The following is a 20,875-nucleotide window of genomic DNA, read 5'->3' as shown; positions in this document are numbered from 1 at the left end:
TAATTTCGACGCTTCTTATCACAATAAGGTGTCTTCAGGAGGTGTACTACATGCGGGTAATTATTACGATGGCTTGCACGAGCTGCAAACAACGCAACTACACGACGACAAAGAACAAGCGCAATCACCCAGACCGCATTGAGTTGAAGAAATTCTGCAAGTTCTGCAACGAGCATACTTCTCATCGCGAAACGAGATAAGTCTGATGGAGGTGTAGTCCGTGGCTTTCTTCGGGAAACTGAAAAAACCTTTCAGTTCAATGTTTTCCTTCTTTGCCGACAGCTGGGGTGAATTAAAAAAAGTTCGCTGGCCCAATCGTAAAGAGCTGACAAGCTATACGCTGGTCGTATTGGGAACGGTTTTCTTTATGACGCTTTATTTCTGGGTCCTTGACATCGGTATTTCTGCGATCGTCGAAGCGATTATTTAATAAAGTCCCAAGGTGGCTTGGTTATGGAAAAGAGATGGTACGTTGTTCATACCTATTCCGGGTATGAGAACAAAGTGAAGGCCAATCTGGAAAAGCGCGTCGAATCCATGGGAATGGAAGACAAGATATTCCGGGTTCTTGTTCCGATGGAAGAAGAATTGGTGAACAAAGACGGCAAGAAAAAAACCGTCATGCGCAAAGTTTACCCTGGCTATGTTATGGTTGAGATGATCCAGACGGATGAATCCTGGTATGTTGTTCGCAATACGCCGGGTGTCACTGGATTTGTCGGTTCCACAGGATCCGGCTCCAAGCCGATTCCTCTGATGCCGGAAGAGGTTGAACAGATTTTGCGGCAGATGGGAATGGAAGAGCCGAAGCCGAAGGTCGATTTCGAATTGAAGGAATCGGTACGCATTAAGGTAGGGCCTTTCGCTAACTTTGTCGGCACGGTCGAAGAGATCCTTCTCGATAAAGCAAAGTTGAAGGTCCATGTTAACATGTTTGGAAGGGAAACCCCGCTTGAACTGGATTACCATCAGGTGGAGAAGATTTAATACATCTTTGACAGGTTTTCTGATGTGAGGGGAGCTTGCTCCGGACTCACATATTAGCGCAAGGAGGTGTACGACAATGGCAAAAAAAGTCATCAAAGTGGTAAAATTGCAGATTCCTGCAGGGAAAGCGAATCCTGCGCCGCCGGTCGGTCCAGCACTGGGTCAAGCAGGCGTGAACATCATGGCGTTCTGTAAGGAATTCAACGCGAAGACTGCAGATCAAGCAGGCCTTATCATTCCTGTTGAAATCACAGTATTCGAGGATCGCTCCTTTACGTTCATCACGAAGACGCCTCCAGCAGCAGTATTGCTGAAAGTGGCTTCCAAGATCGAGAAAGGTTCCGGCGAGCCGAACAAAAAGAAAGTGGCTACAGTGAAGCGCGACACCGTTCGCCAGATCGCTGAGCAAAAAATGCCAGACCTGAATGCCGCATCCGTAGAATCGGCTATGCGCATGGTTGAAGGCACAGCCCGCAGCATGGGTATCGTCATCGAAGACTAATCGGGTCTGCGTGACAGATGTGGGAGGTTCAACCGCTATTACCACAAAGGAGGAACAAAATCATGGCAAAACGTGGCAAGAAGTATGAAGAAGCCGCGAAGTTGATCGATAGAGATGCAACTTACGAGCCGGCGGAAGCCATTGAATTGGTGAAAAAGTCGGCTACGGCTAAATTTGACGAAACAATCGAAGTTGCTGTGCGCTTGGGCGTTGATCCGCGCAAACAGGACCAAAACGTGCGTGGGGTAGTCGTCCTTCCTCACGGAACAGGTAAGACGAAGCGCGTTCTCGTCTTTGCAAAAGGCGAAAAGGCGAAAGAAGCGGAAGCGGCTGGCGCTGATTTTGTAGGCGATCAGGACATGATCAACAAAATCCAGCAAGGCTGGTTCGACTTCGATGTCTGCGTGGCAACACCGGACATGATGAGCGAAGTAGGTAAATTGGGCCGTATCCTCGGTGGTAAAGGCCTGATGCCTAACCCGAAAGCCGGCACGGTTACATTCGACGTTGCCAAAGCGATCCAAGAGATCAAAGCAGGTAAAATCGAGTACCGTCTGGACAGAGCAGGACAAATTCATGCGCCTATCGGGAAAGCGTCCTTCAGTGCTGAACAGTTGAATGACAACCTGAAAGCACTCATCGACGCGTTGAACCGTGCGAAGCCGGCAGCGGCTAAAGGCGTATACATGAAGAACATCGCGGTATCTTCCACGATGGGACCTGCCGCACGCGTGAACACAGCGAACTATCGCTAAGTTCGGCAGCATCTCGCATTCTTCGTGTGCCATAGTTAAGGTTGACACAAGTTGGCCGACTGTGGTATTCTAATGAGGTTGTGAGATTCGCGTGTGTGTTGAAAATGAATAATCGTACCATAGACAGTAGGTGCCGTAAGGCTTAATCTCCTACCGAGGTGTTCGAATAGAAGATGCGGTGGCGCATGGGAACATGCGTGATCAGGCGCCGCTGCATTCGTGATGCCTCTGTAGATTACTGCAGAGGCTTTTCTTATGCTCGTGTAGGCAGAACATAATAGTCCAGGATGCGGTTAGATAAGAACTTGTAGGAGGTGGATCGAGTGGCAAACGCAAAAGTTATCGAAGCGAAACAGCAAGAAGTACAAGTAATCGCAGAGAAATTGCGTGGCAGCGTAACGACGGTTGTTGCGGACTATCGCGGTTTGAACGTGTCTCAAGTGACTGAACTTCGTAAGCAATTGCGCGAAGCAGGCATTGAGTTCCAAGTGTTGAAGAACACGTTGGTTCGCCGTGCGACAGCGGAAGCAGAATTGTCCGAGCTGGATCAAGTGTTGTCCGGACCGACGGCTATCGCTTTCAGCCCGGAAGACGCAGTAGCTCCTGCGAAGATTTTGAACGATTTTGCGAAGAAAAATGACGCTCTTGAGATCAAAGGTGGCGTGGTCGAAGGCCGCGTTGTCGATGTAGCTCAAATCAAAGCACTGGCCGAGCTGCCTTCCCGCGAAGGCTTGCTGTCCATGTTGCTCAGCGTGCTCCAAGCGCCTGTGCGCAACTTCGCACTCGCCGTCAAGGCGGTCGCAGAGAAGCAAGAAGCAGAAGCGTAAGAGACTCGTGCCCATGCGGGAACGTGAACATTTTCTACTATAACTTACTATGAATATGGAGGTTTAACCATGAGCAAAGAGCAAATCTTGGAAGCCATCAAAGGCATGTCCGTATTGGAACTGAACGACCTGGTTAAAGCAATCGAAGAAGAATTCGGCGTAACAGCTGCAGCTCCTGTAGCAGTTATGGCTGGCGGCGCTGGCGATGCTGGTGCAGCTGAGCAAACAGAATTCGACGTAATTCTGACGAGCCCAGGCGCTGGCAAAATCAACGTCATCAAAGTCGTTCGCGAAATCACAGGTCTCGGCCTGAAAGAAGCGAAAGATCTCGTAGACAACGCACCAAAACCATTGAAAGAAAAAGTAAGCAAGGACGAAGCAGAAGCAGTAAAAGCGAAGCTCGAAGAAGCTGGCGCATCTGTAGAACTGAAATAGTATTTGCTTGCTGAAGTGCGGAACCCCTTGAAGAACATTCAAGGGGTTCGTTGTCTAGGATACGACGTCATGACGCGCTTGTCCTTGACGCATCATTCGGGCGCAGGACAAAGAACAGGGTTGGAGCATCACAGAGGCTAGCGCATCTTAGCCAATGAACACCAGCACTTTGAACGTAGCGGAAGGAGGGTGGAAGTTGACGGGACATTATTACAGTCACCGGCCGGATACGCCCCATGATCGGCAATATTGGAAGGCGGAACTGCGCGGGCATACGCTGCAGTTCGTCTCGGATGCCGGCGTGTTCTCGAAGGGCGGAGTTGACTTCGGAAGCCGTGTGCTGATTGAGAACATGGACATTCCGGATGGTGCACAGGTACTTGACGTCGGCTGTGGCTACGGTCCTATCGGGCTGACGGCGGCCAGGCTCGCTCCGCGTGGGCAGGTGACGATGGTGGATGTGAATGAACGGGCGCTGGAACTGGCCCAGGAAAATGCGAAGCGCAACGGCACATCCAATGTGACCGTGTGCAAGAGCGACGGATTGGACGGCATCGGCTCGTCAACCTTCGACGTCATTTTGACGAACCCGCCGATACGAGCCGGCAAAGAAGTCGTGCACCGGATTTTTGAACAATCATATGCTCACTTGAATGATAGAGGAGCGTTGTGGATCGTCATTCAGAAGAAGCAGGGGGCGCCTTCTGCGGAAGCCAAGCTTCGGGAGCTGTTCGGTGAGGAGCAAGTGGAGTTGGTAACCAAAGAGAAGGGGTATCGCATCTATCGGGCCGTCAAAGAATAGTTTAAATTCGAAGTTGACTCGGCATGCCCGTTGTGGTATTATTATAAAATGTCAGTATTAGGATGGCCTTCATGTCTTTACATGACCAAAATGTCAAGCTTTTTTTTGAAAAGACGAATACATTTTCGTGAAATGAAGTATAATGTTTACATTTTGGGCAAGTCTATCGGATATGAAGGATGTTCTACAACAGGAAACGACGGCACGGAGAAACGGCGTCCATCGGAAAAGACGTTTTATCGTGAGCGGACGTTTTTCTTTTTGTTTGTTCAACCCATTTTCTCGTTTTCAGAGTCTCTTTCGTGGACTTTATTATAAAGGATACCGAAAAGGATTCGCAATCCAATTTTTGTGAGTAGACATGAGGGGTGAGTTAAAGTTGGCAGGACATCTTGTTCAGTATGGTCGACGCACTCGGCGCAGCTACGCGCGCATCAAAGAGGTACTCGAAGTCCCGAACTTGATTGAAATCCAACAGAAATCGTACGAATGGTTTTTGGACGAAGGATTGCGTGAGATGTTCCAAGACATTTCGCCGATTCAGGATTTCACGGGTAACTTGGTTCTGGAGTTTATCGATTACAGCTTGGGCGAGCCTAAGTATTCAGTCGATGAATCGAAGGAACGCGATGTAACGTATGCAGCACCGCTCCGGGTCAAAGTGCGTCTCCTCAATAAAGAGACCGGAGAAGTCAAAGAGCAAGAAGTGTTTATGGGTGATTTCCCGCTCATGACGGAGACAGGCACGTTCATCATCAATGGTGCGGAACGTGTTATTGTCAGCCAGTTGGTTCGCTCCCCAAGTGTCTATTTCAGTACGAAAGTCGACAAGAACGGGAAGAAGACATATACGGCAACCGTCATCCCGAACCGTGGAGCATGGCTTGAACTGGAGACGGACGCCAAGGATATCATTTATGTCCGGATTGACCGTACGCGGAAGATTCCGGTCACCGTTCTTCTTCGCGCCTTGGGCTTCGGTACGGACGAGCAAATTCTGGAGCTGCTTGGCCAGGACGAATACATCCGGAACACCCTGGATAAAGACAATACCGATTCTACGGAAAAAGCGCTGATTGAAATCTATGAGCGCCTGCGTCCGGGTGAACCGCCGACATTGGATAATGCGAGAAGCTTGCTCATCGCACGTTTCTTCGATCCTAAACGTTATGATCTGGCCAACGTGGGCCGTTACAAGATTAATAAAAAGCTTCATATCAAGAACCGTCTCTTCAACCAGCGCCTCGCCGAGACGCTTGTCGATGCGGAGACAGGCGAGATCGTAGCCGAAGCCGGGCAGATGATCGATCGCCGGCTGCTGGATGAGATCATGCCACGCCTGGAGAGCGGCGTCGGATTCAAGACGTATCACGTCGCAGGCGGAGTAATGGAGTCGGATGACATTCCGATGCAGGTCGTCGATGTATTCTCGCCGCTGGAGGAAGGCAAGGTCCTCAAGGTCATTTCCAACGGCAACATCGACAAATCGGTGAAGAACATTACGCCAGCCGATATCATCTCGTCGATCAACTATTTCATCAACCTGCTGCATGGTATCGGCAGCACGGATGATATCGACCATCTGGGCAACCGCCGTCTCCGTTCGGTCGGCGAATTGCTGCAGAACCAGTTCCGTATCGGTCTGTCCCGGATGGAACGCGTCGTGCGTGAACGGATGTCCATTCAGGATGCGAGCGTCATTACGCCGCAAGCGCTGATCAACATCCGTCCGGTCATCGCCTCGATCAAGGAGTTCTTCGGCAGCTCGCAGCTGTCCCAGTTCATGGACCAGACGAACCCGCTGGCGGAATTGACGCACAAGCGCCGTCTGTCTGCACTCGGACCTGGCGGTCTGACACGGGAACGCGCCGGCTTCGAAGTCCGCGACGTTCACCACTCGCACTATGGGCGGATGTGTCCGATCGAGACGCCGGAAGGTCCGAACATTGGTCTGATCAACTCCTTGTCCACCTTCGCTCGCGTCAACGAGTACGGCTTCATCGAAGCTCCGTATCGTTGGGTCGATCCGAAGACCGGCAAGGTCACGGCACAGATTGATTATATGACGGCGGATGAGGAAGACAACTACGTTATCGCTCAGGCGAACGCGCTGTTGAATGAAGACGGTTCGTTCCAGGATGATATGGTTATCGTCCGCTACAACAAGCAGTCCGACAATATTTTGACGATGCCGAGCGAGCGCGTTGACTATATGGACGTCTCGCCGAAGCAGGTCGTGTCGGTTGCGACCGCGCTCATTCCGTTCCTGGAGAACGACGACTCCAACCGTGCGCTCATGGGTTCCAACATGCAGCGGCAAGCGGTGCCTCTGCTGGTGCCGGAATCGCCATTCGTCGGAACCGGAATGGAGCACAAGTCTGCGAAGGACTCTGGCGTCTGCATCGTGTCCAAAGTGGACGGGATCGTGGAGCGCGTTACGGCGAACGAGGTTCAAGTCCGCCGCATTGAAATGATTGACGGCAAAGAGGTCAAGGGTGACCTCGTCAAATATAAATTGCAGAAGTTCATGCGTTCCAACCAAGGAACCTGCATTAACCAGCGCCCGCTGGCGAAGAGAGGCGATATCGTCAAGAAGGGCGATATTTTGGCGGACGGTCCGTCCACGGAAGTTGGCGAACTGGCGCTGGGCCGCAACGTCGTCGTTGCCTTCATGACTTGGGAAGGGTACAACTACGAGGATGCGATTCTGCTGTCTGAGAAATTGGTCAAAGAAGACGTCTACACCTCTATCCATATCGAGGAGTACGAGTCGGAAGCCCGCGACACGAAGCTGGGGCCGGAAGAGATTACGCGCGATATCCCGAACGTGGGGGAAGAAGCGCTGAAAAATCTTGACGAACGCGGCATTATCCGTGTCGGCGCCGAGATTAAGGCTGGCGACATCCTCGTCGGCAAAGTAACGCCAAAAGGGGTTACCGAGCTGACGGCGGAAGAGCGTCTCCTGCACGCGATCTTCGGCGAAAAGGCGCGTGAGGTGCGTGACACGTCCCTGCGCGTTCCGCACGGAACCGACGGGATTGTGGTCGACGTCAAGGTGTTCACGCGGGAGAACGGCGATGAGCTGCCTCCAGGCGTCAACCAACTGGTACGTGCTTATATTGCCCAAAAACGGAAAATATCCGAAGGGGATAAAATGGCGGGACGTCACGGTAACAAAGGGGTCATCGCCCGCATTCTGCCGGAAGAGGATATGCCGTTCCTGCCGGATGGCACGCCGGTTCAAGTCGTATTGAACCCGCTCGGCGTTCCTTCCCGGATGAACATCGGCCAGGTGCTCGAGGTTCACTTGGGCATGGCTGCCCGTTACCTCGGCATGCATATGGCTACGCCGGTCTTCGATGGTGCAACCGAGTACGACGTATTCGACACGATGGAAGAAGCCGGCATGCAGCGCAACGGCAAGACCATCCTGTACGATGGCCGTACAGGCGAGCCGTTCGAGCGTGAAGTTACGGTCGGCGTCATGTACATGATTAAGCTCGCGCACATGGTTGACGACAAGATTCACGCCCGTTCCACAGGTCCATACTCGCTCGTTACGCAGCAGCCGCTCGGCGGTAAAGCCCAGTTCGGCGGCCAGCGCTTCGGGGAGATGGAGGTGTGGGCGCTTGAAGCTTACGGCGCCGCCTATACGCTGCAAGAGATTCTTACCGTCAAATCCGACGACGTTGTCGGCCGGGTGAAGACCTATGAATCGATTGTCAAGGGCGAGAACGTTCCGGAGCCAGGTGTTCCAGAGTCCTTCAAGGTCTTGATCAAAGAGCTGCAAAGCTTAGGTATGGATGTCAAGATTTTGACAGAGAACGAGGAAGAAATCGAAATGCGCGAATTCGACGATGACGATGATATTCCGCAAGACAAGCTGAATCTTGGCATGGATGACGAATACGTGGCGGAATAAGCCGCCGCAACTGCATCAGGACACGTTGGTATCGACGGTGGCCGGAAGCCGTGCTGAATACAGCGGCTGCTGGCCACCGTCAGCCCCTATAGATTGGAACACAGCCTGCCGCTCCTGTGAGAAGTGCAACAGCGGCGAACTCTAGTACAAATTAAGGAGGGTCGCTCCTTGATGGACGTCAACAATTTTGAATATATGAAGATTGGGCTCGCCTCTCCCGACAAGATTCGTTCTTGGTCCCGTGGCGAAGTCAAGAAGCCGGAGACTATCAACTACCGCACGCTCAAGCCGGAAAAAGAAGGCCTGTTCTGCGAGAAGATCTTCGGACCGACGAAAGACTGGGAATGTCACTGCGGCAAATATAAGCGGGTGCGCTACAAAGGCGTCGTCTGTGATCGATGCGGCGTTGAAGTTACGCGCCAGAAAGTGCGCCGCGAACGGATGGGCCATATCGAATTGGCTGCTCCCGTCTCGCATATCTGGTATTTCAAGGGCATTCCAAGCCGCATGGGCTTGGCTCTCGACATGTCGCCCCGTTCACTGGAAGAGATTATTTACTTCGCCTCCTATGTTGTGACGGATCCGGGCGATACGCCGCTGGAGAAGAAGCAGCTGTTGTCGGAGAAGGAATACCGCAGCTACCGCGAGAAGTACGGCCATGCATTCCAGGCCGGCATGGGCGCGGAAGCCGTTAAGAAGCTGCTCCAGGATCTGGATGTGGAAAAAGAGCTGACGATGCTGAAGGAAGAGCTGCGCACGGCTCAAGGCCAACGCCGCAACCGCGCGATTAAGCGTCTGGAAGTCATCGAGGCATTCCGCAATTCGGGCAACGCGCCGGAGTGGATGATCCTCGACGTGCTGCCGGTTATTCCGCCGGAGCTTCGTCCGATGGTCCAATTGGACGGCGGACGCTTCGCGACCTCCGACTTGAACGATCTGTACCGCCGCGTCATCAACCGGAACAACCGCCTCAAGCGGCTTCTCGATCTGGGCGCGCCGGACATCATCGTGCAGAACGAGAAGCGGATGCTGCAGGAAGCCGTCGATGCTCTGATCGACAACGGGCGCCGCGGCCGTCCAGTTACCGGACCGGGGAACCGTCCGCTCAAGTCGCTCAGCCATATGCTCAAAGGGAAGCAAGGCCGCTTCCGTCAGAACTTGCTCGGGAAGCGCGTTGACTATTCCGGACGTTCCGTTATCGTCGTCGGCCCGTATTTGAAGATGTATCAATGCGGTCTGCCGAAGGAAATGGCCCTGGAGCTGTTCAAGCCTTTCGTCATGAAAGAGCTCGTGAACAAAGGCTTGGCGCATAACATCAAGAGCGCGAAGCGCAAAGTCGAGCGCGTCAGTCCGGAAGTATGGGACGTCCTTGAAGAAGTGATCCGCGAGCATCCGGTTCTGTTGAACCGCGCTCCGACGCTTCACCGTCTCGGTATCCAGGCGTTCGAGCCAATCCTTGTCGAAGGCCGCGCGATCCGTCTTCACCCGCTCGTCTGTACGGCGTACAACGCTGACTTCGACGGTGACCAGATGGCGGTTCACGTGCCGTTGTCTGCAGAAGCACAAGCGGAAGCCCGCCTGCTCATGCTGGCGTCCGGCAACATCTTGAACCCGAAAGACGGCAAGCCGGTCGTTACGCCATCCCAGGATATGGTTCTCGGATCGTTCTACCTGACGATGGACAACAAGGAAGCCAAAGGCTCCGGCATGATCTTCGCCTCTGTCAATGAAGCGGTATCCGCCTACCAGCGCGGAACGGCCTCCTTGCATGCGCGCGTCGTCATTCCGGCCAGAGCGCTGAACAAGACCTCGTTCACGGATAAGCAGCAGGAAGCGCTGCTCGTGACGACAGTGGGACGTATCATTTTCAATGAAATATTCCCGTCGGAATTCCCTTATATCAACGAGCCTACTAAGCGCAACTTGTTCGAGGGAACGCCGGATCTCTACTTTATTCATGAAAAAGGCGCGAATATTCAGGAGATTCTCCAGAGCATTCCGCAATCGGGCGCGGTAGGCAAAGACTATCTCGGTCAAATTATTGCCCGCTGCTTCGATGTATTCCATACAACGCTTACTTCGGTCATCCTGGACCGGATCAAGCAGATTGGATTCACGTACTCTACCCGCGCAGGCATTACGATCGCGGTCGCGGACGTTATCGTGCCGCAGGAGAAGGTGGAGATCCTCAAGGAGTCCGAAGAGAAGGTCAAGGTGATTACGAATCAATACCGTCGCGGTCTGATTACGAACGACGAGCGGTATGACCGTGTTATCGAGATCTGGTCGGATACGAAGGACCGCATCACGGAGATCCTCATGAAATCGATGGACCGCTACAACTCCATCATGCTCATGGTCGATTCCAAGGCGCGGGGTAACAAATCGCAGATTACCCAGCTCGGCGGGATGCGCGGTCTCATGGCGAACCCGTCCGGACGGATTATTGAATTGCCAATCAAATCGAACTTCCGCGAAGGCCTGACCGTCTTGGAGTACTTCATCTCGACGCACGGCGCGCGGAAAGGTCTCGCCGATACCGCGCTTCGTACGGCGGACTCTGGTTACTTGACCCGCCGTCTCGTCGACGTCGCGCAGGACGTGATCGTGCGCGAGGACGATTGCGGCACGGACAAAGGCTTCCTCGTCAGCAACATCTCCGACGGGAAGGAAGTTATCGAAGGCTTGTACGACCGTATCGAGGGACGTTATTCGTTCGAGACGGTGCGTCATCCGGAGACGGGCGAAGTGCTGGTGAACCGGAACGAGCTCATCGATACCGACAAAGCCGAAGCAATCGTCAATGCGGGCGTGAAGAAGCTGATGATTCGCTCCGTGTTGAGCTGCCGCGCCCGTCACGGCGTCTGCAAAATCTGCTACGGCCGCAACCTGGCGACAGGCAAGCACGTCGAGATCGGGGAAGCGGTCGGCATCATCGCCGCGCAATCGATCGGTGAGCCGGGAACCCAGCTCACGATGCGTACGTTCCATACCGGGGGCGTCGCCGGAGACGATATTACCCAAGGTTTGCCGCGTATCCAGGAGTTGTTCGAGGCGCGCAATCCGAAGGGGCAAGCGATCATTTCCGAGATCGACGGTGTCGTCAAAGAGATCCGCGAAGCGAAGGACCGCCGCGAGGTAGAGGTTCAAGGCGAAGCGGAGACCAAAGTATACTCCGTGACCTACGGCTCTCGTATCCGTGTCACCGAAGGCATGGCTATCGAGGCCGGGGACGAGATTACGGACGGCTCCATCGACCCGAAAGAGATGCTGCGCATCAAAGGTATCCGCGGCGTGCAGAACTACATCCTCCAGGAAGTTCAGCGCGTATACCGGAACCAAGGGGTAGAAATCAACGACAAGCACGTTGAGGTTATGATTAAGCAGATGCTGCGGAAGATCCGCATTGTCGACGCGGGAGACACGACGCTTCTTCCAGGCTCGTATGTCGACCTTCATGAATACGAAGCAGCGAACAAGAATGCGATCCTGTCCGGCAAAGAGCCGGCTGTCGCCAAGCCGGTGCTGCTCGGTATTACGAAGGCGTCGCTGGAGACTGATTCCTTCCTGTCGGCTGCATCGTTCCAGGAGACGACACGTGTCCTGACCGACGCCGCAATCAAGGGCAAGGTCGACCAACTGCTCGGCCTGAAGGAGAATGTTATCATCGGGAAGCTGATCCCGGCGGGTACCGGCATGAACCGCTACCGCAGCGTGAAGCTGATCAACCCGTTGATGGAAGAAGAGACGGAAGAAGCGCTTGACACCGCCGGTGTCGGCGTAGCCGAATAATAGAATCGTGCAACATGCCGCCTGCCGCCCGCTTAAGGGGCGGCCTGGCGGCATGCTTCACGGTGGCGTTTGGAGGCTTTCTTTCAACTAAAAATAATTTCTTGACACATGAAATCGAAAGTGCTACTATATCGTAGTGTGCCCAAGGCAATGACCTGTACTTTTGGAGGAACATGATTCATGTCTTATGATAAAGGGTTACAGGATGAGAAGATTAAGATTGGGACCAAGCAGACACTGAAGGTGGTTGAGCAAGGCTTAGCCGCCGAGGTATATGTGGCGGAAGACGCCGATGCGCGAGTGACTTCGAAGATTATCGCACTGTGCGAGAAGCAGGGCATCAAGCTGACATATGTCGAGACGATGCGCGAGCTTGGCAAGGCGTGCGGCATCGAGGTCGGCGCAGCTGCAGTGGCTGTCGTCAACACGGATTCATAAGCAAACCTATTGTTTTTGTCGGGGGAAGTCCTATGGCAAAAACATTTCATTTGTTCATTTATGAACCACCTGGATCTGTGGGCTTAAATGAATGAATTGTAAAAGGTGTTGAAACTTATAGGAAGGGGGTGCCAACATGCCAACAATTAACCAATTGGTACGTAAAGGCCGCAAAGACAAAGTAACTAAATCCAAGTCCCCAGCTTTGCAAAGAGGATACAACGCGCTGAAGCGCGAAGAAACGGATTTGAGCGCGCCTCAAAAACGCGGTGTCTGCACTCGTGTAGGTACGATGACACCGAAAAAACCGAACTCTGCACTTCGTAAGTATGCCCGTGTTCGCTTGACGAACCGTGTTGAGGTTACTGCTTACATCGGAGGTATCGGCCACAACCTGCAGGAGCACAGCGTTGTACTCGTGCGCGGGGGCCGGGTTAAAGACCTTCCGGGGGTTCGTTACCACATCGTTCGCGGTGCATTGGATACTGCTGGGGTGAACAACCGCATGCAAGCTCGTTCCAAGTACGGTACGAAGCGTCCGAAAGCGAAGAAATCCTAATCGCGATCACTTGGGATAGGATAGTGCACCTATCATATTCCGTTACAGAGAGAGACGCATTCCTCGGGAGAGGAAGACGGACTCGCTTCTGCTTGTGAAGTTATTTGGAAAGGGGGATTCACATGCCACGCAAAGGTCCAGTTCCTAAGCGCGACGTGCTGCCGGATCCGGTGTATAACAGCAAGTTGGTTACTCGCCTGATTAACCGCATCATGATCGACGGTAAACGTGGTGTTGCTCAAACTATTCTATATGATTCTTTCACGCTCATTCAAGAACGCACGGGGAAAGATCCTATGGAAGTGTTTGAAGCAGCATTGAAGAATATCATGCCGGTCCTTGAAGTTAAGGCTCGCCGTGTCGGCGGTTCGAACTATCAAGTGCCTATCGAAGTGAAGCCAGAGCGCCGCACTTCGTTGGGATTGCGCTGGTTGGTCAACTACTCTCGCAACCGCGGTGAGAAGACCATGCAAGAACGTCTGGCAGCAGAGATTATCGATGCTTCCAACAATACAGGCGCTGCTGTTAAGAAGCGCGAAGATACGCATAAAATGGCTGAAGCAAACAAAGCGTATGCTCACTACCGCTGGTAGGATTCAGCTGAGCGGGTCTCGATTATTGAGTTACCTAACCCAATTTGAAGGGAGATCACTCCATGGCAAGACAGTTCTCCTTGGCAAATACGCGTAATATCGGGATTATGGCTCACATCGATGCCGGTAAAACAACGACAACGGAGCGTATTCTGTTCTACACCGGTCGTACTCATAAGATTGGTGAAACCCATGAAGGTTCCGCGACAATGGACTGGATGGCGCAAGAACAAGAGCGCGGTATCACGATTACATCGGCGGCAACGACCGCACAATGGAAAGGTCACCGCGTTAATATTATCGACACTCCGGGCCACGTTGACTTTACGGTAGAGGTTGAGCGTTCCCTTCGCGTATTGGACGGAGCCGTAGGCGTTTTCTCTGCAAAAGAAGGCGTTGAGCCACAATCCGAGACGGTATGGCGTCAAGCCGACCGTTACGGCGTACCTCGTATTGCTTACGTCAACAAAATGGACATCATTGGCGCTGACTTCCTTAATGTCATCCAGTCCATGAAAGACCGTTTGCAAGCGAATGCTGTGGCGCTTCAGTTGCCTATCGGCGCAGAGAATGATTTCGTAGGTATCGTTGATTTGATGACGCAAAAAGCGTACATCTTCAAAGACGATCTTGGAAAAGAAATCGAAGAGACGGAAATTCCGGCTGAGTTGAAAGACAAAGCGGAAGAACTCCGTCTGGAATTGATTGAGAAGATTGCAGAGCTCGACGAAGACTTGACAATGAAATACCTCGAAGGCGAAGAGATTACAGTTCCTGAACTGAAAGCCGCTCTCCGCAAAGGGGTATGCAGCGTTCAAATCTTCCCGGTTGTCTGCGGATCTTCCTACCGCAACAAAGGCGTTCAGATGATGATCGACGCTGTTGTCGACTACCTCCCGTCTCCATTGGATGTGCCTGATATTCAAGGCCATCTCGAAGACGGAACGGAATCGGTTCGTCATTCTTCGGACGAAGAGCCGTTCTCGGCACTTGCGTTCAAGATTATGACAGACCCTTACGTTGGTAAGCTGACATTCTTCCGCGTATACTCTGGCGTATTGAACTCCGGTTCTTACGTATTGAATGCGACGAAGGGCAAGCGCGAGCGCATCGGCCGTATTCTTCAAATGCACGCGAACAGCCGTGAAGAGATCGATATCGTCTATTCTGGCGACATCGCGGCTGCCGTTGGCTTGAAAGATACGGGCACAGGCGACACGCTGTGCGACGAGAAGAACCCGATTATTCTGGAATCCATGAACTTCCCTGAGCCGGTTATCCATATCGCCGTAGAGCCGAAGACCAAAGCGGACCAAGATAAGCTTGGCGTAGCCTTGGCGAAGCTGACGGAAGAGGATCCAACGCTCCGCGCTCACACGGACGAAGAGACAGGTCAAACGATCCTGGGCGGTATGGGTGAGCTTCACCTTGACGTCATCATCGACCGTATGCGCCGCGAGTTCAAAGTGGAAACGAATATCGGTAACCCGCAAGTTGCTTATCGTGAAACATTCCGTACACCGGCACGAGTTGAAGGTAAGTTCGTGCGTCAGTCCGGTGGTCGCGGTCAATACGGTCACGTATGGATCGAGTTCGCACCACAAGAGCCAGGCGCAGGATTTGCATTCGAGAACAAGATCGTCGGTGGGGTTGTGCCACGCGAATACATCGCGCCGGTACAAGCGGGAATCGAAGAATCGATGCAGAACGGTGTCTTGGCCGGTTATCCGCTCGTAGACATCAAAGCAACGATCGTCGACGGTTCGTATCACGATGTCGACTCCAGTGAGATGGCGTTTAAGATTGCCGGTTCCATGGCGCTTAAAGCAGCGAAGGACAAATGTAATCCAGTTCTTCTCGAGCCAATCATGAAGGTCGAAGTTACCGTGCCTGAAGAGTACATGGGCGACGTAATGGGCATGCTGAACTCCCGTCGCGGTCGTATCGAAGGTATGGATTCCCGTGCAGGCGCACAGATTATCCGTGCCAAGGTACCTCTCGCAGAGATGTTCGGATATTCCACAACGCTCCGTTCCGGTACACAAGGCCGTGGCGTATTCTCGATGGAACTCTCTCACTATGAAGAAGTTCCACGGAATATCTCGGAAGAGATCATTTCGAAGAGTAAAGGCGTATAATTCGCCGACCTGATGTTTGCAACGGCTGGCGCACATGACACGTCATGTGCCCGCCCAACATACTTATTCCACTTATTAAGGAGGAACTGGTTCAAATGGCAAAGGCTAAGTTTGAACGTACGAAACCGCACGTTAATATCGGTACGATCGGTCACGTTGACCATGGTAAAACAACTTTGACAGCTGCAATCACGACAGTATTGACGAAAAAGTATGGCGGTGGTAACGCAATCGCATACGACCAAATCGACAAAGCTCCAGAAGAGCGCGAGCGCGGTATCACAATCTCGACGTCCCACGTTGAGTACGAGTCCGCTACTCGTCACTACGCACACGTAGACTGCCCAGGTCACGCCGACTACGTTAAGAACATGATCACGGGTGCTGCACAAATGGACGGCGCGATTCTCGTCGTATCCGCAGCTGACGGCCCAATGCCGCAAACTCGTGAGCACATCTTGCTCTCCCGCCAAGTAGGCGTACCTTACATCGTCGTATTCATGAACAAATGCGACATGGTTGAAGACGAAGAGTTGCTCGAACTGGTAGAAATGGAAATTCGCGACCTTCTGAGCGAATACGAATTCCCAGGCGACGACACTCCAATCATTCGCGGTTCTGCACGTGAAGCGCTGCAAAACCCAGACGGCCCTTGGGCTGACAAAATCGTCGAGCTGTTCGATCAAATCGACTCTTACATCCCGACTCCAGAGCGCGACACTGAGAAGCCTTTCCTGATGCCTGTCGAGGACGTATTCTCCATCACGGGCCGCGGTACGGTTGCTACTGGCCGTGTTGAGCGTGGTACAGTTAAAGTGGGCGACGAGATTGAAATCGTTGGTATCCAAGAAGAAACGAAAAAATCCGTTGTTACGGGCGTTGAAATGTTCCGTAAGCTTCTGGATTCCGCTCAAGCGGGCGACAACATCGGCGCATTGCTCCGTGGTGTTGACCGTAACCAAATCGAGCGCGGTCAAGTATTGGCTAAGCCAGGCTCCGTTAAGCCGCACACAGAGTTCACTGCTCAAGTGTACGTATTGACCAAAGAAGAAGGTGGCCGTCATAAGCCTTTCTTCACTGGCTACCGTCCACAATTCTACTTCCGTACAACGGACGTAACAGGTATCATTGACCTGCCAGAAGGCACTGAAATGGTTATGCCTGGCGACAACATCACCGTTACTGTTAATCTGATCGCTCCAATCGCGATCGAAGAAGGTACTCGCTTCGCTATCCGCGAAGGTGGCCGTACAGTAGGTGCTGGTGCGGTTGCATCCATCATTAAATAATGAACTGCCGGCGCGAGCCGGCGGTCCCGGCCCTTCATTCTTCGGAATGAAGGGCTTTTTCATGCGATCAGCCGAATCCTTCCCGGGCCGTTCACGAAATTGACGATATGCGCCAAGCTGTGAATGACATCGATTATATAATTTGTATAGAACGGCAAGTACAATATTATAGGGAAAATCGAGCACTCCGCAGAGGCCATACCCGCATCGAAGAGAAAGGGAAAGGATGAGAAGCACCAAAATGTGGAGAAGATTCAGAACTCATTTACATACAAGGCGTCCAGACGAGTCCGGGCAGGCTGCCGCACCGCAGCGCGACAGGTGGAATATGCATGATGACGAACAACTGCTGCAAGGAGAGATTCGCCTGCCTTCCAGCCATCCGCTGCACCGTCAAATCGGGCTGCTTGGATTGACCGAAGCCGATTTGACACTGCTCCGTCGCATTCAGCCTCATATTCTTCCTTATATGAAGGATGTCACCCGCTCTTTTTACTCTCAGATTACCGATATCAACGAACTTCGGGATATGATTATGGCCCACAGCACCTTGGAACGGCTACACTCGACGCTGGAACGGCATGTTAGCGAGATGTTCAATGGGCTTATCGATCATGCCTATATAATGAAGAGAATCAAAATTGCCGAGATGCACCGGAAGATCGGATTGGAGACGAAATGGTATATCGGGGCGTTCCAAACCCTTCAGAACGAATTGACGTCCTTAGTCTATGTTCATATCGGCGAGGAGCCGACGAGAATCGAAGCCATCATGGCAGTCAACCGCATTCTGAGCCTGGAGCTGCAGCTCGTCGTGCAAGCGTATGAAGAGCGCAGCCGGATGGAACGTGAGCAGAGCTATCAGGAGGTGAAGGAGGAGCTGAAAGGAAGCGTCTCGCAGCTAAGCGGGGAACTGGCCCGCTTGACAACGGACACGAATGAGACGATACAGCAGTTCACGCGCAAAGGGCTGGAAATGAACGACAAGATCAACCTGACGACCCAATCCGCTGCCCAGACGGAGGACAAGGCGCACAGGGGGATGGAACGAATGGTTCAATTTTCGGACGGGATTCGTGATATCGATCTCAATGCGCAGGAGATGCAGTCTCAGATCATGGACTTGAAGGATACATCGCTCCGCATCCGCTCGATTGTAGGAGCCGTGAAGGAGATCGCCGAGCAGACGGGGCTGCTGGCGCTGAATGCATCCATTGAGGCCGCAAGGGCAGGAGAGCAGGGCGCCGGATTTGCAATCGTAGCGAAGGAAGTAAGCAAGCTGGCCGCTCATACGAAGGATACGGTGGCCGACATTGAGGAGCTGATCGGCAACTCCACGCTGGCGACGAACGCGGTCGTTCACCGCATTCGGCTGGTGAAGGACAGCGTCGCGGCCGTGCATGAGCAGGCAGAGGGAACGAAGGAGGCCTTCGGCGACATTGTGCGGCAGGCCGTTCAGAGCGTGCAGGGGCTGGAGCGCTTCATGGCGGAAATGCAATCGCTGCTGGAGATGACGGAGAGCATCGGACAAGCTACGAACGAAGTGGCTGCTTCGGCCGAGAGGCTGAATGAGACCGCGCTTCGTGTGTAATTGAATCTCCCTTCTTAGATCCTCCTATTATATAGAGGGAATTCATATATTGAACGATCAAATTGGCGTACGGGGGTCTGGAAATACCCGATGAGGACGCTGTCCTGGCATGGCAAGGACGGTTACGAAAACAGTTATGAAAAAAGCTTGCAAAAGCCGGGACATTTATTTATAATAGTGAATGTTGTTCGTCGACGTTGCGATGAAGTGAGAGGTTACCGACACACCCGGCCCCTTTGCCATGGCGGTGCGGTCGGAAAATTTTCACGGAGTATGTCCGATGCAAAATTGGGCGATAAAAGGAGGGACTAAAATGGCAAAGCAAAAAATTCGTATCCGCTTGAAAGCATACGATCACAGAATTCTTGACCAATCCGCTGAGAAAATCGTTGAGACGGCAAAACGTTCCGGTGCAGGAGTATCCGGGCCAATCCCGTTGCCAACGGAGAAGCAAGTTATCACGATTCTTCGTGCGGTGCACAAGTACAAGGATTCCCGCGAGCAGTTCGAAATGCGCACGCATAAGCGACTGATCGACATCGTGAATCCAACGCCGCAAACGGTGGATGCGCTGATGCGTCTGGACTTGCCGTCCGGTGTAGATATCGAAATTAAGCTGTAAGCTTTGCATTACATTGATTCGGATTAAGGAACGAAAAGAGGTGTCAACATGAAAGGTATCTTAGGTAAAAAGCTCGGCATGACTCAAGTGTTTACCCCAGAAGGTAACGTAGTGCCGGTAACTGTTATCGAAGCAGGTCCTTGCGTCGTTCTTCAAAAGAAAGACGTCGAGAACGACGGTTATGAAGCTATCCAAATCGGCTATGCTGATAAAAAAGAAAAAAGATCGACGAAGCCGGAAGTCGGCCACGCGAAGAAAGCTAATACAACGCCTAAGCGCTACGTAAAAGAACTTCGTGGTGTGGATCTTTCTCAATTCGAAGTTGGCCAGGAGCTGAAGGCCGACATCTTTGCAGAAGGTGAATTCGTTGACGTTACAGGTATCTCCAAAGGTAAAGGATTCGCAGGCGTAATCAAGCGCTGGGGCCAAAGCCGCGGACCAATGTCTCACGGCTCCCGTTATCACCGCGGTCCTGGTTCCATGGGTTCCATCCAAGCGAACCGCGTGCCTAAAGGCAAGCGCCTGCCAGGCCACATGGGAAGCGAAACCGTAACGATTCAAAACCTCGAAGTTGTCAAAGTGGATGCAGAACGCAATGTCATCCTCGTCAAAGGCTCCATTCCGGGTCCGAGAAACAGCTTCGTTAACGTTAAGCAAGCTATCAAAAAGTAATCCGTAAGGAAAGGAGGAGCTCAGAATGCCAAAAGTAGCAGTATACAACATCAGCGGTGCGCAAGTCGGCGAGATCGAATTGGCTGACACGGTATTCGGTATTGAACCGAACAAGCACGTGCTTCATGATGCGGTTGTTATGCAGCTTGCATCGATGCGTCAAGGTACGCACAAAGTAAAAACCCGTTCTGAAGTTAGCGGTGGTGGCCGCAAGCCTTGGAAACAAAAAGGAACTGGACGCGCGCGTCAAGGATCCATTCGTTCGCCACAATGGAAAGGCGGCGGTACGGTATTCGGTCCGACACCACGCAGCTATGCGTATAAGCTTCCTAAGAAAGTTCGCCGTCTGGCAATCAAATCCGCACTGTCTTCCAAAGTTCTGGCAGAGCAAATTATCGTCTTGGATCAATTGACGATGAATGCGCCGAAGACGAAGGAATTCGCTGCAATCTTGAACAATCTGAAAGTGGACCGCAAAGCGTTGGTCGTTGTGCCTGAGTACAATGACAATGTGGCACTCTCCGCTCGCAACATTCCTTCTGTGAAGCTCGTTGCAGCAGACGGTGTGAACGTATATGACGTGCTTCGCCATGAGAAGCTCATCATTACGAAGGATGCGGTTCAGAAGGTAGAGGAGGTGTTCGCGTAATGAAAGACCCTCGCGATATCATTAAGCGTCCCATCATCACTGAACGCACAGCTGACATGATGAACGACCTGAAATATGTATTTGAAGTCGATATCCGTGCGAATAAGACGGAAATCAAGCAAGCCGTTGAGTCGATTTTCAAAGTTAAGGTAGCGAACGTGAACACGCTTCGCGTGCCAGCCAAGCCGAAGCGCTATGGCCGCTACTCCGGATATACAACCGAATGGAAGAAAGCATTCGTCACGCTGGCGAAAGACAGCAAGCCGCTTGAATTCTTCGAAACGGTATAATGACACACTCGT

The 20,875-nt window shown here is 52.5% G+C and carries 20 protein-coding genes and 1 other annotated feature; all 20 genes read left to right on the top strand.

Features of this window, described 5'->3' with window-relative positions:
- Nucleotides 1-50: 50 nt before the first annotated feature.
- The 20 genes from rpmG (at nucleotide 51) to rplW (ending at nucleotide 20,863) form a co-directional block, all read left to right on the top strand.
- Nucleotides 51-200, top strand: a complete 150-nt coding sequence (gene rpmG / locus FLT43_RS14010; protein WP_006676475.1) for a 50S ribosomal protein L33 — start codon at nucleotides 51-53, stop codon at nucleotides 198-200.
- A gap of 20 nt (nucleotides 201-220) precedes the next feature.
- Entirely contained in the window at nucleotides 221-430 is a 210-nt protein-coding gene (gene secE / locus FLT43_RS14005; protein WP_087444220.1) for a preprotein translocase subunit SecE, read from the top strand.
- A gap of 23 nt (nucleotides 431-453) precedes the next feature.
- Complete coding sequence (gene nusG / locus FLT43_RS14000; RefSeq protein WP_087444221.1) at nucleotides 454-987, top strand: transcription termination/antitermination protein NusG; 534 nt, start codon at nucleotides 454-456, stop codon at nucleotides 985-987.
- Between the two features lie 76 nt (nucleotides 988-1,063).
- The gene (rplK, locus tag FLT43_RS13995) at nucleotides 1,064-1,489 is read left to right on the top strand and encodes a 50S ribosomal protein L11 (RefSeq protein WP_006676477.1); all 426 of its coding nucleotides are present in this window, start codon (nucleotides 1,064-1,066) and stop codon (nucleotides 1,487-1,489) included.
- A 62-nt stretch (nucleotides 1,490-1,551) separates the two neighbouring features.
- Nucleotides 1,552-2,244, top strand: a complete 693-nt coding sequence (gene rplA, locus FLT43_RS13990; RefSeq protein WP_087444222.1) for a 50S ribosomal protein L1 — start codon at nucleotides 1,552-1,554, stop codon at nucleotides 2,242-2,244.
- 99 nt (nucleotides 2,245-2,343) lie between these two features.
- Nucleotides 2,344-2,507, top strand: a sequence feature (ribosomal protein L10 leader region).
- A gap of 60 nt (nucleotides 2,508-2,567) precedes the next feature.
- Nucleotides 2,568-3,071: a 50S ribosomal protein L10 gene (gene rplJ / locus FLT43_RS13985; protein ID WP_087444223.1), complete on the top strand. Its 504-nt coding sequence runs from the start codon at nucleotides 2,568-2,570 to the stop codon at nucleotides 3,069-3,071.
- A gap of 69 nt (nucleotides 3,072-3,140) precedes the next feature.
- A complete protein-coding gene (rplL, locus tag FLT43_RS13980; RefSeq protein ID WP_087444224.1) occupies nucleotides 3,141-3,506 on the top strand; it encodes a 50S ribosomal protein L7/L12 in 366 nt (121 codons plus the stop codon).
- A gap of 196 nt (nucleotides 3,507-3,702) precedes the next feature.
- A complete protein-coding gene (locus tag FLT43_RS13975) occupies nucleotides 3,703-4,308 on the top strand; it encodes a class I SAM-dependent methyltransferase (RefSeq protein ID WP_087444225.1) in 606 nt (201 codons plus the stop codon).
- 379 nt (nucleotides 4,309-4,687) lie between these two features.
- On the top strand, nucleotides 4,688-8,230 hold the full coding sequence (gene rpoB / locus FLT43_RS13970; protein WP_087444226.1) for a DNA-directed RNA polymerase subunit beta: 3,543 nt from the start codon (nucleotides 4,688-4,690) through the stop codon (nucleotides 8,228-8,230).
- A gap of 168 nt (nucleotides 8,231-8,398) precedes the next feature.
- Nucleotides 8,399-12,022 (top strand): DNA-directed RNA polymerase subunit beta', encoded by a 3,624-nt coding sequence (gene rpoC / locus FLT43_RS13965; RefSeq protein WP_087444227.1) that lies wholly within the window; start codon nucleotides 8,399-8,401, stop codon nucleotides 12,020-12,022.
- 180 nt (nucleotides 12,023-12,202) lie between these two features.
- A complete protein-coding gene (locus FLT43_RS13960) occupies nucleotides 12,203-12,460 on the top strand; it encodes a ribosomal L7Ae/L30e/S12e/Gadd45 family protein (protein ID WP_087444228.1) in 258 nt (85 codons plus the stop codon).
- 136 nt (nucleotides 12,461-12,596) lie between these two features.
- Nucleotides 12,597-13,019 (top strand): 30S ribosomal protein S12, encoded by a 423-nt coding sequence (rpsL, locus tag FLT43_RS13955; protein ID WP_006676485.1) that lies wholly within the window; start codon nucleotides 12,597-12,599, stop codon nucleotides 13,017-13,019.
- Between the two features lie 122 nt (nucleotides 13,020-13,141).
- Complete coding sequence (gene rpsG / locus FLT43_RS13950) at nucleotides 13,142-13,612, top strand: 30S ribosomal protein S7 (protein WP_087444229.1); 471 nt, start codon at nucleotides 13,142-13,144, stop codon at nucleotides 13,610-13,612.
- Between the two features lie 62 nt (nucleotides 13,613-13,674).
- A complete protein-coding gene (gene fusA / locus FLT43_RS13945) occupies nucleotides 13,675-15,750 on the top strand; it encodes an elongation factor G (RefSeq protein WP_087444230.1) in 2,076 nt (691 codons plus the stop codon).
- A 95-nt stretch (nucleotides 15,751-15,845) separates the two neighbouring features.
- The gene (gene tuf, locus FLT43_RS13940) at nucleotides 15,846-17,039 is read left to right on the top strand and encodes an elongation factor Tu (protein WP_087444231.1); all 1,194 of its coding nucleotides are present in this window, start codon (nucleotides 15,846-15,848) and stop codon (nucleotides 17,037-17,039) included.
- A gap of 241 nt (nucleotides 17,040-17,280) precedes the next feature.
- The gene (locus FLT43_RS13935) at nucleotides 17,281-18,630 is read left to right on the top strand and encodes a globin-coupled sensor protein (protein ID WP_244951378.1); all 1,350 of its coding nucleotides are present in this window, start codon (nucleotides 17,281-17,283) and stop codon (nucleotides 18,628-18,630) included.
- A gap of 313 nt (nucleotides 18,631-18,943) precedes the next feature.
- Nucleotides 18,944-19,252, top strand: coding sequence for a 30S ribosomal protein S10 (gene rpsJ / locus FLT43_RS13930; protein ID WP_006676490.1), 309 nt, complete (start codon nucleotides 18,944-18,946; stop codon nucleotides 19,250-19,252).
- Between the two features lie 48 nt (nucleotides 19,253-19,300).
- The gene (gene rplC, locus FLT43_RS13925; protein ID WP_087444233.1) at nucleotides 19,301-19,924 is read left to right on the top strand and encodes a 50S ribosomal protein L3; all 624 of its coding nucleotides are present in this window, start codon (nucleotides 19,301-19,303) and stop codon (nucleotides 19,922-19,924) included.
- Between the two features lie 25 nt (nucleotides 19,925-19,949).
- Nucleotides 19,950-20,573, top strand: a complete 624-nt coding sequence (gene rplD, locus FLT43_RS13920; protein WP_006676492.1) for a 50S ribosomal protein L4 — start codon at nucleotides 19,950-19,952, stop codon at nucleotides 20,571-20,573.
- Nucleotides 20,573-20,863 carry a 50S ribosomal protein L23 gene (gene rplW / locus FLT43_RS13915; protein WP_006676493.1) on the top strand — a complete coding sequence of 97 codons (291 nt, stop codon included), beginning with the start codon at nucleotides 20,573-20,575 and terminating at the stop codon, nucleotides 20,861-20,863. The genes rplD and rplW overlap by 1 nt, the downstream gene beginning before the upstream one ends.
- Nucleotides 20,864-20,875 lie beyond the last annotated feature (12 nt).

The sequence above is a fragment of the Paenibacillus thiaminolyticus genome, from assembly GCF_007066085.1.
Lineage (GTDB): Bacteria > Bacillota > Bacilli > Paenibacillales > Paenibacillaceae > Paenibacillus_B > Paenibacillus_B thiaminolyticus.
This window is presented reverse-complemented; position numbering and strand designations above follow the sequence as displayed.

Bases quoted from the DNA above. Each gene is read 5' to 3' on its own strand.
- rpmG (WP_006676475.1), top strand. From the start codon at position 51: ATGCGGGTAATTATTACGATGGCTTGCACGAGCTGCAAACAACGCAAC.
- nusG (WP_087444221.1), top strand. From the start codon at position 454: ATGGAAAAGAGATGGTACGTTGTTCATACCTATTCCGGGTATGAGAAC.
- rplK (WP_006676477.1), top strand. From the start codon at position 1,064: ATGGCAAAAAAAGTCATCAAAGTGGTAAAATTGCAGATTCCTGCAGGG.
- rplA (WP_087444222.1), top strand. From the start codon at position 1,552: ATGGCAAAACGTGGCAAGAAGTATGAAGAAGCCGCGAAGTTGATCGAT.
- rplL (WP_087444224.1), top strand. From the start codon at position 3,141: ATGAGCAAAGAGCAAATCTTGGAAGCCATCAAAGGCATGTCCGTATTG.
- FLT43_RS13960 (WP_087444228.1), top strand. From the start codon at position 12,203: ATGTCTTATGATAAAGGGTTACAGGATGAGAAGATTAAGATTGGGACC.
- rpsL (WP_006676485.1), top strand. From the start codon at position 12,597: ATGCCAACAATTAACCAATTGGTACGTAAAGGCCGCAAAGACAAAGTA.
- rpsG (WP_087444229.1), top strand. From the start codon at position 13,142: ATGCCACGCAAAGGTCCAGTTCCTAAGCGCGACGTGCTGCCGGATCCG.
- fusA (WP_087444230.1), top strand. From the start codon at position 13,675: ATGGCAAGACAGTTCTCCTTGGCAAATACGCGTAATATCGGGATTATG.
- tuf (WP_087444231.1), top strand. From the start codon at position 15,846: ATGGCAAAGGCTAAGTTTGAACGTACGAAACCGCACGTTAATATCGGT.
- FLT43_RS13935 (WP_244951378.1), top strand. From the start codon at position 17,281: ATGTGGAGAAGATTCAGAACTCATTTACATACAAGGCGTCCAGACGAG.
- rpsJ (WP_006676490.1), top strand. From the start codon at position 18,944: ATGGCAAAGCAAAAAATTCGTATCCGCTTGAAAGCATACGATCACAGA.
- rplC (WP_087444233.1), top strand. From the start codon at position 19,301: ATGAAAGGTATCTTAGGTAAAAAGCTCGGCATGACTCAAGTGTTTACC.
- rplD (WP_006676492.1), top strand. From the start codon at position 19,950: ATGCCAAAAGTAGCAGTATACAACATCAGCGGTGCGCAAGTCGGCGAG.
- rplW (WP_006676493.1), top strand. From the start codon at position 20,573: ATGAAAGACCCTCGCGATATCATTAAGCGTCCCATCATCACTGAACGC.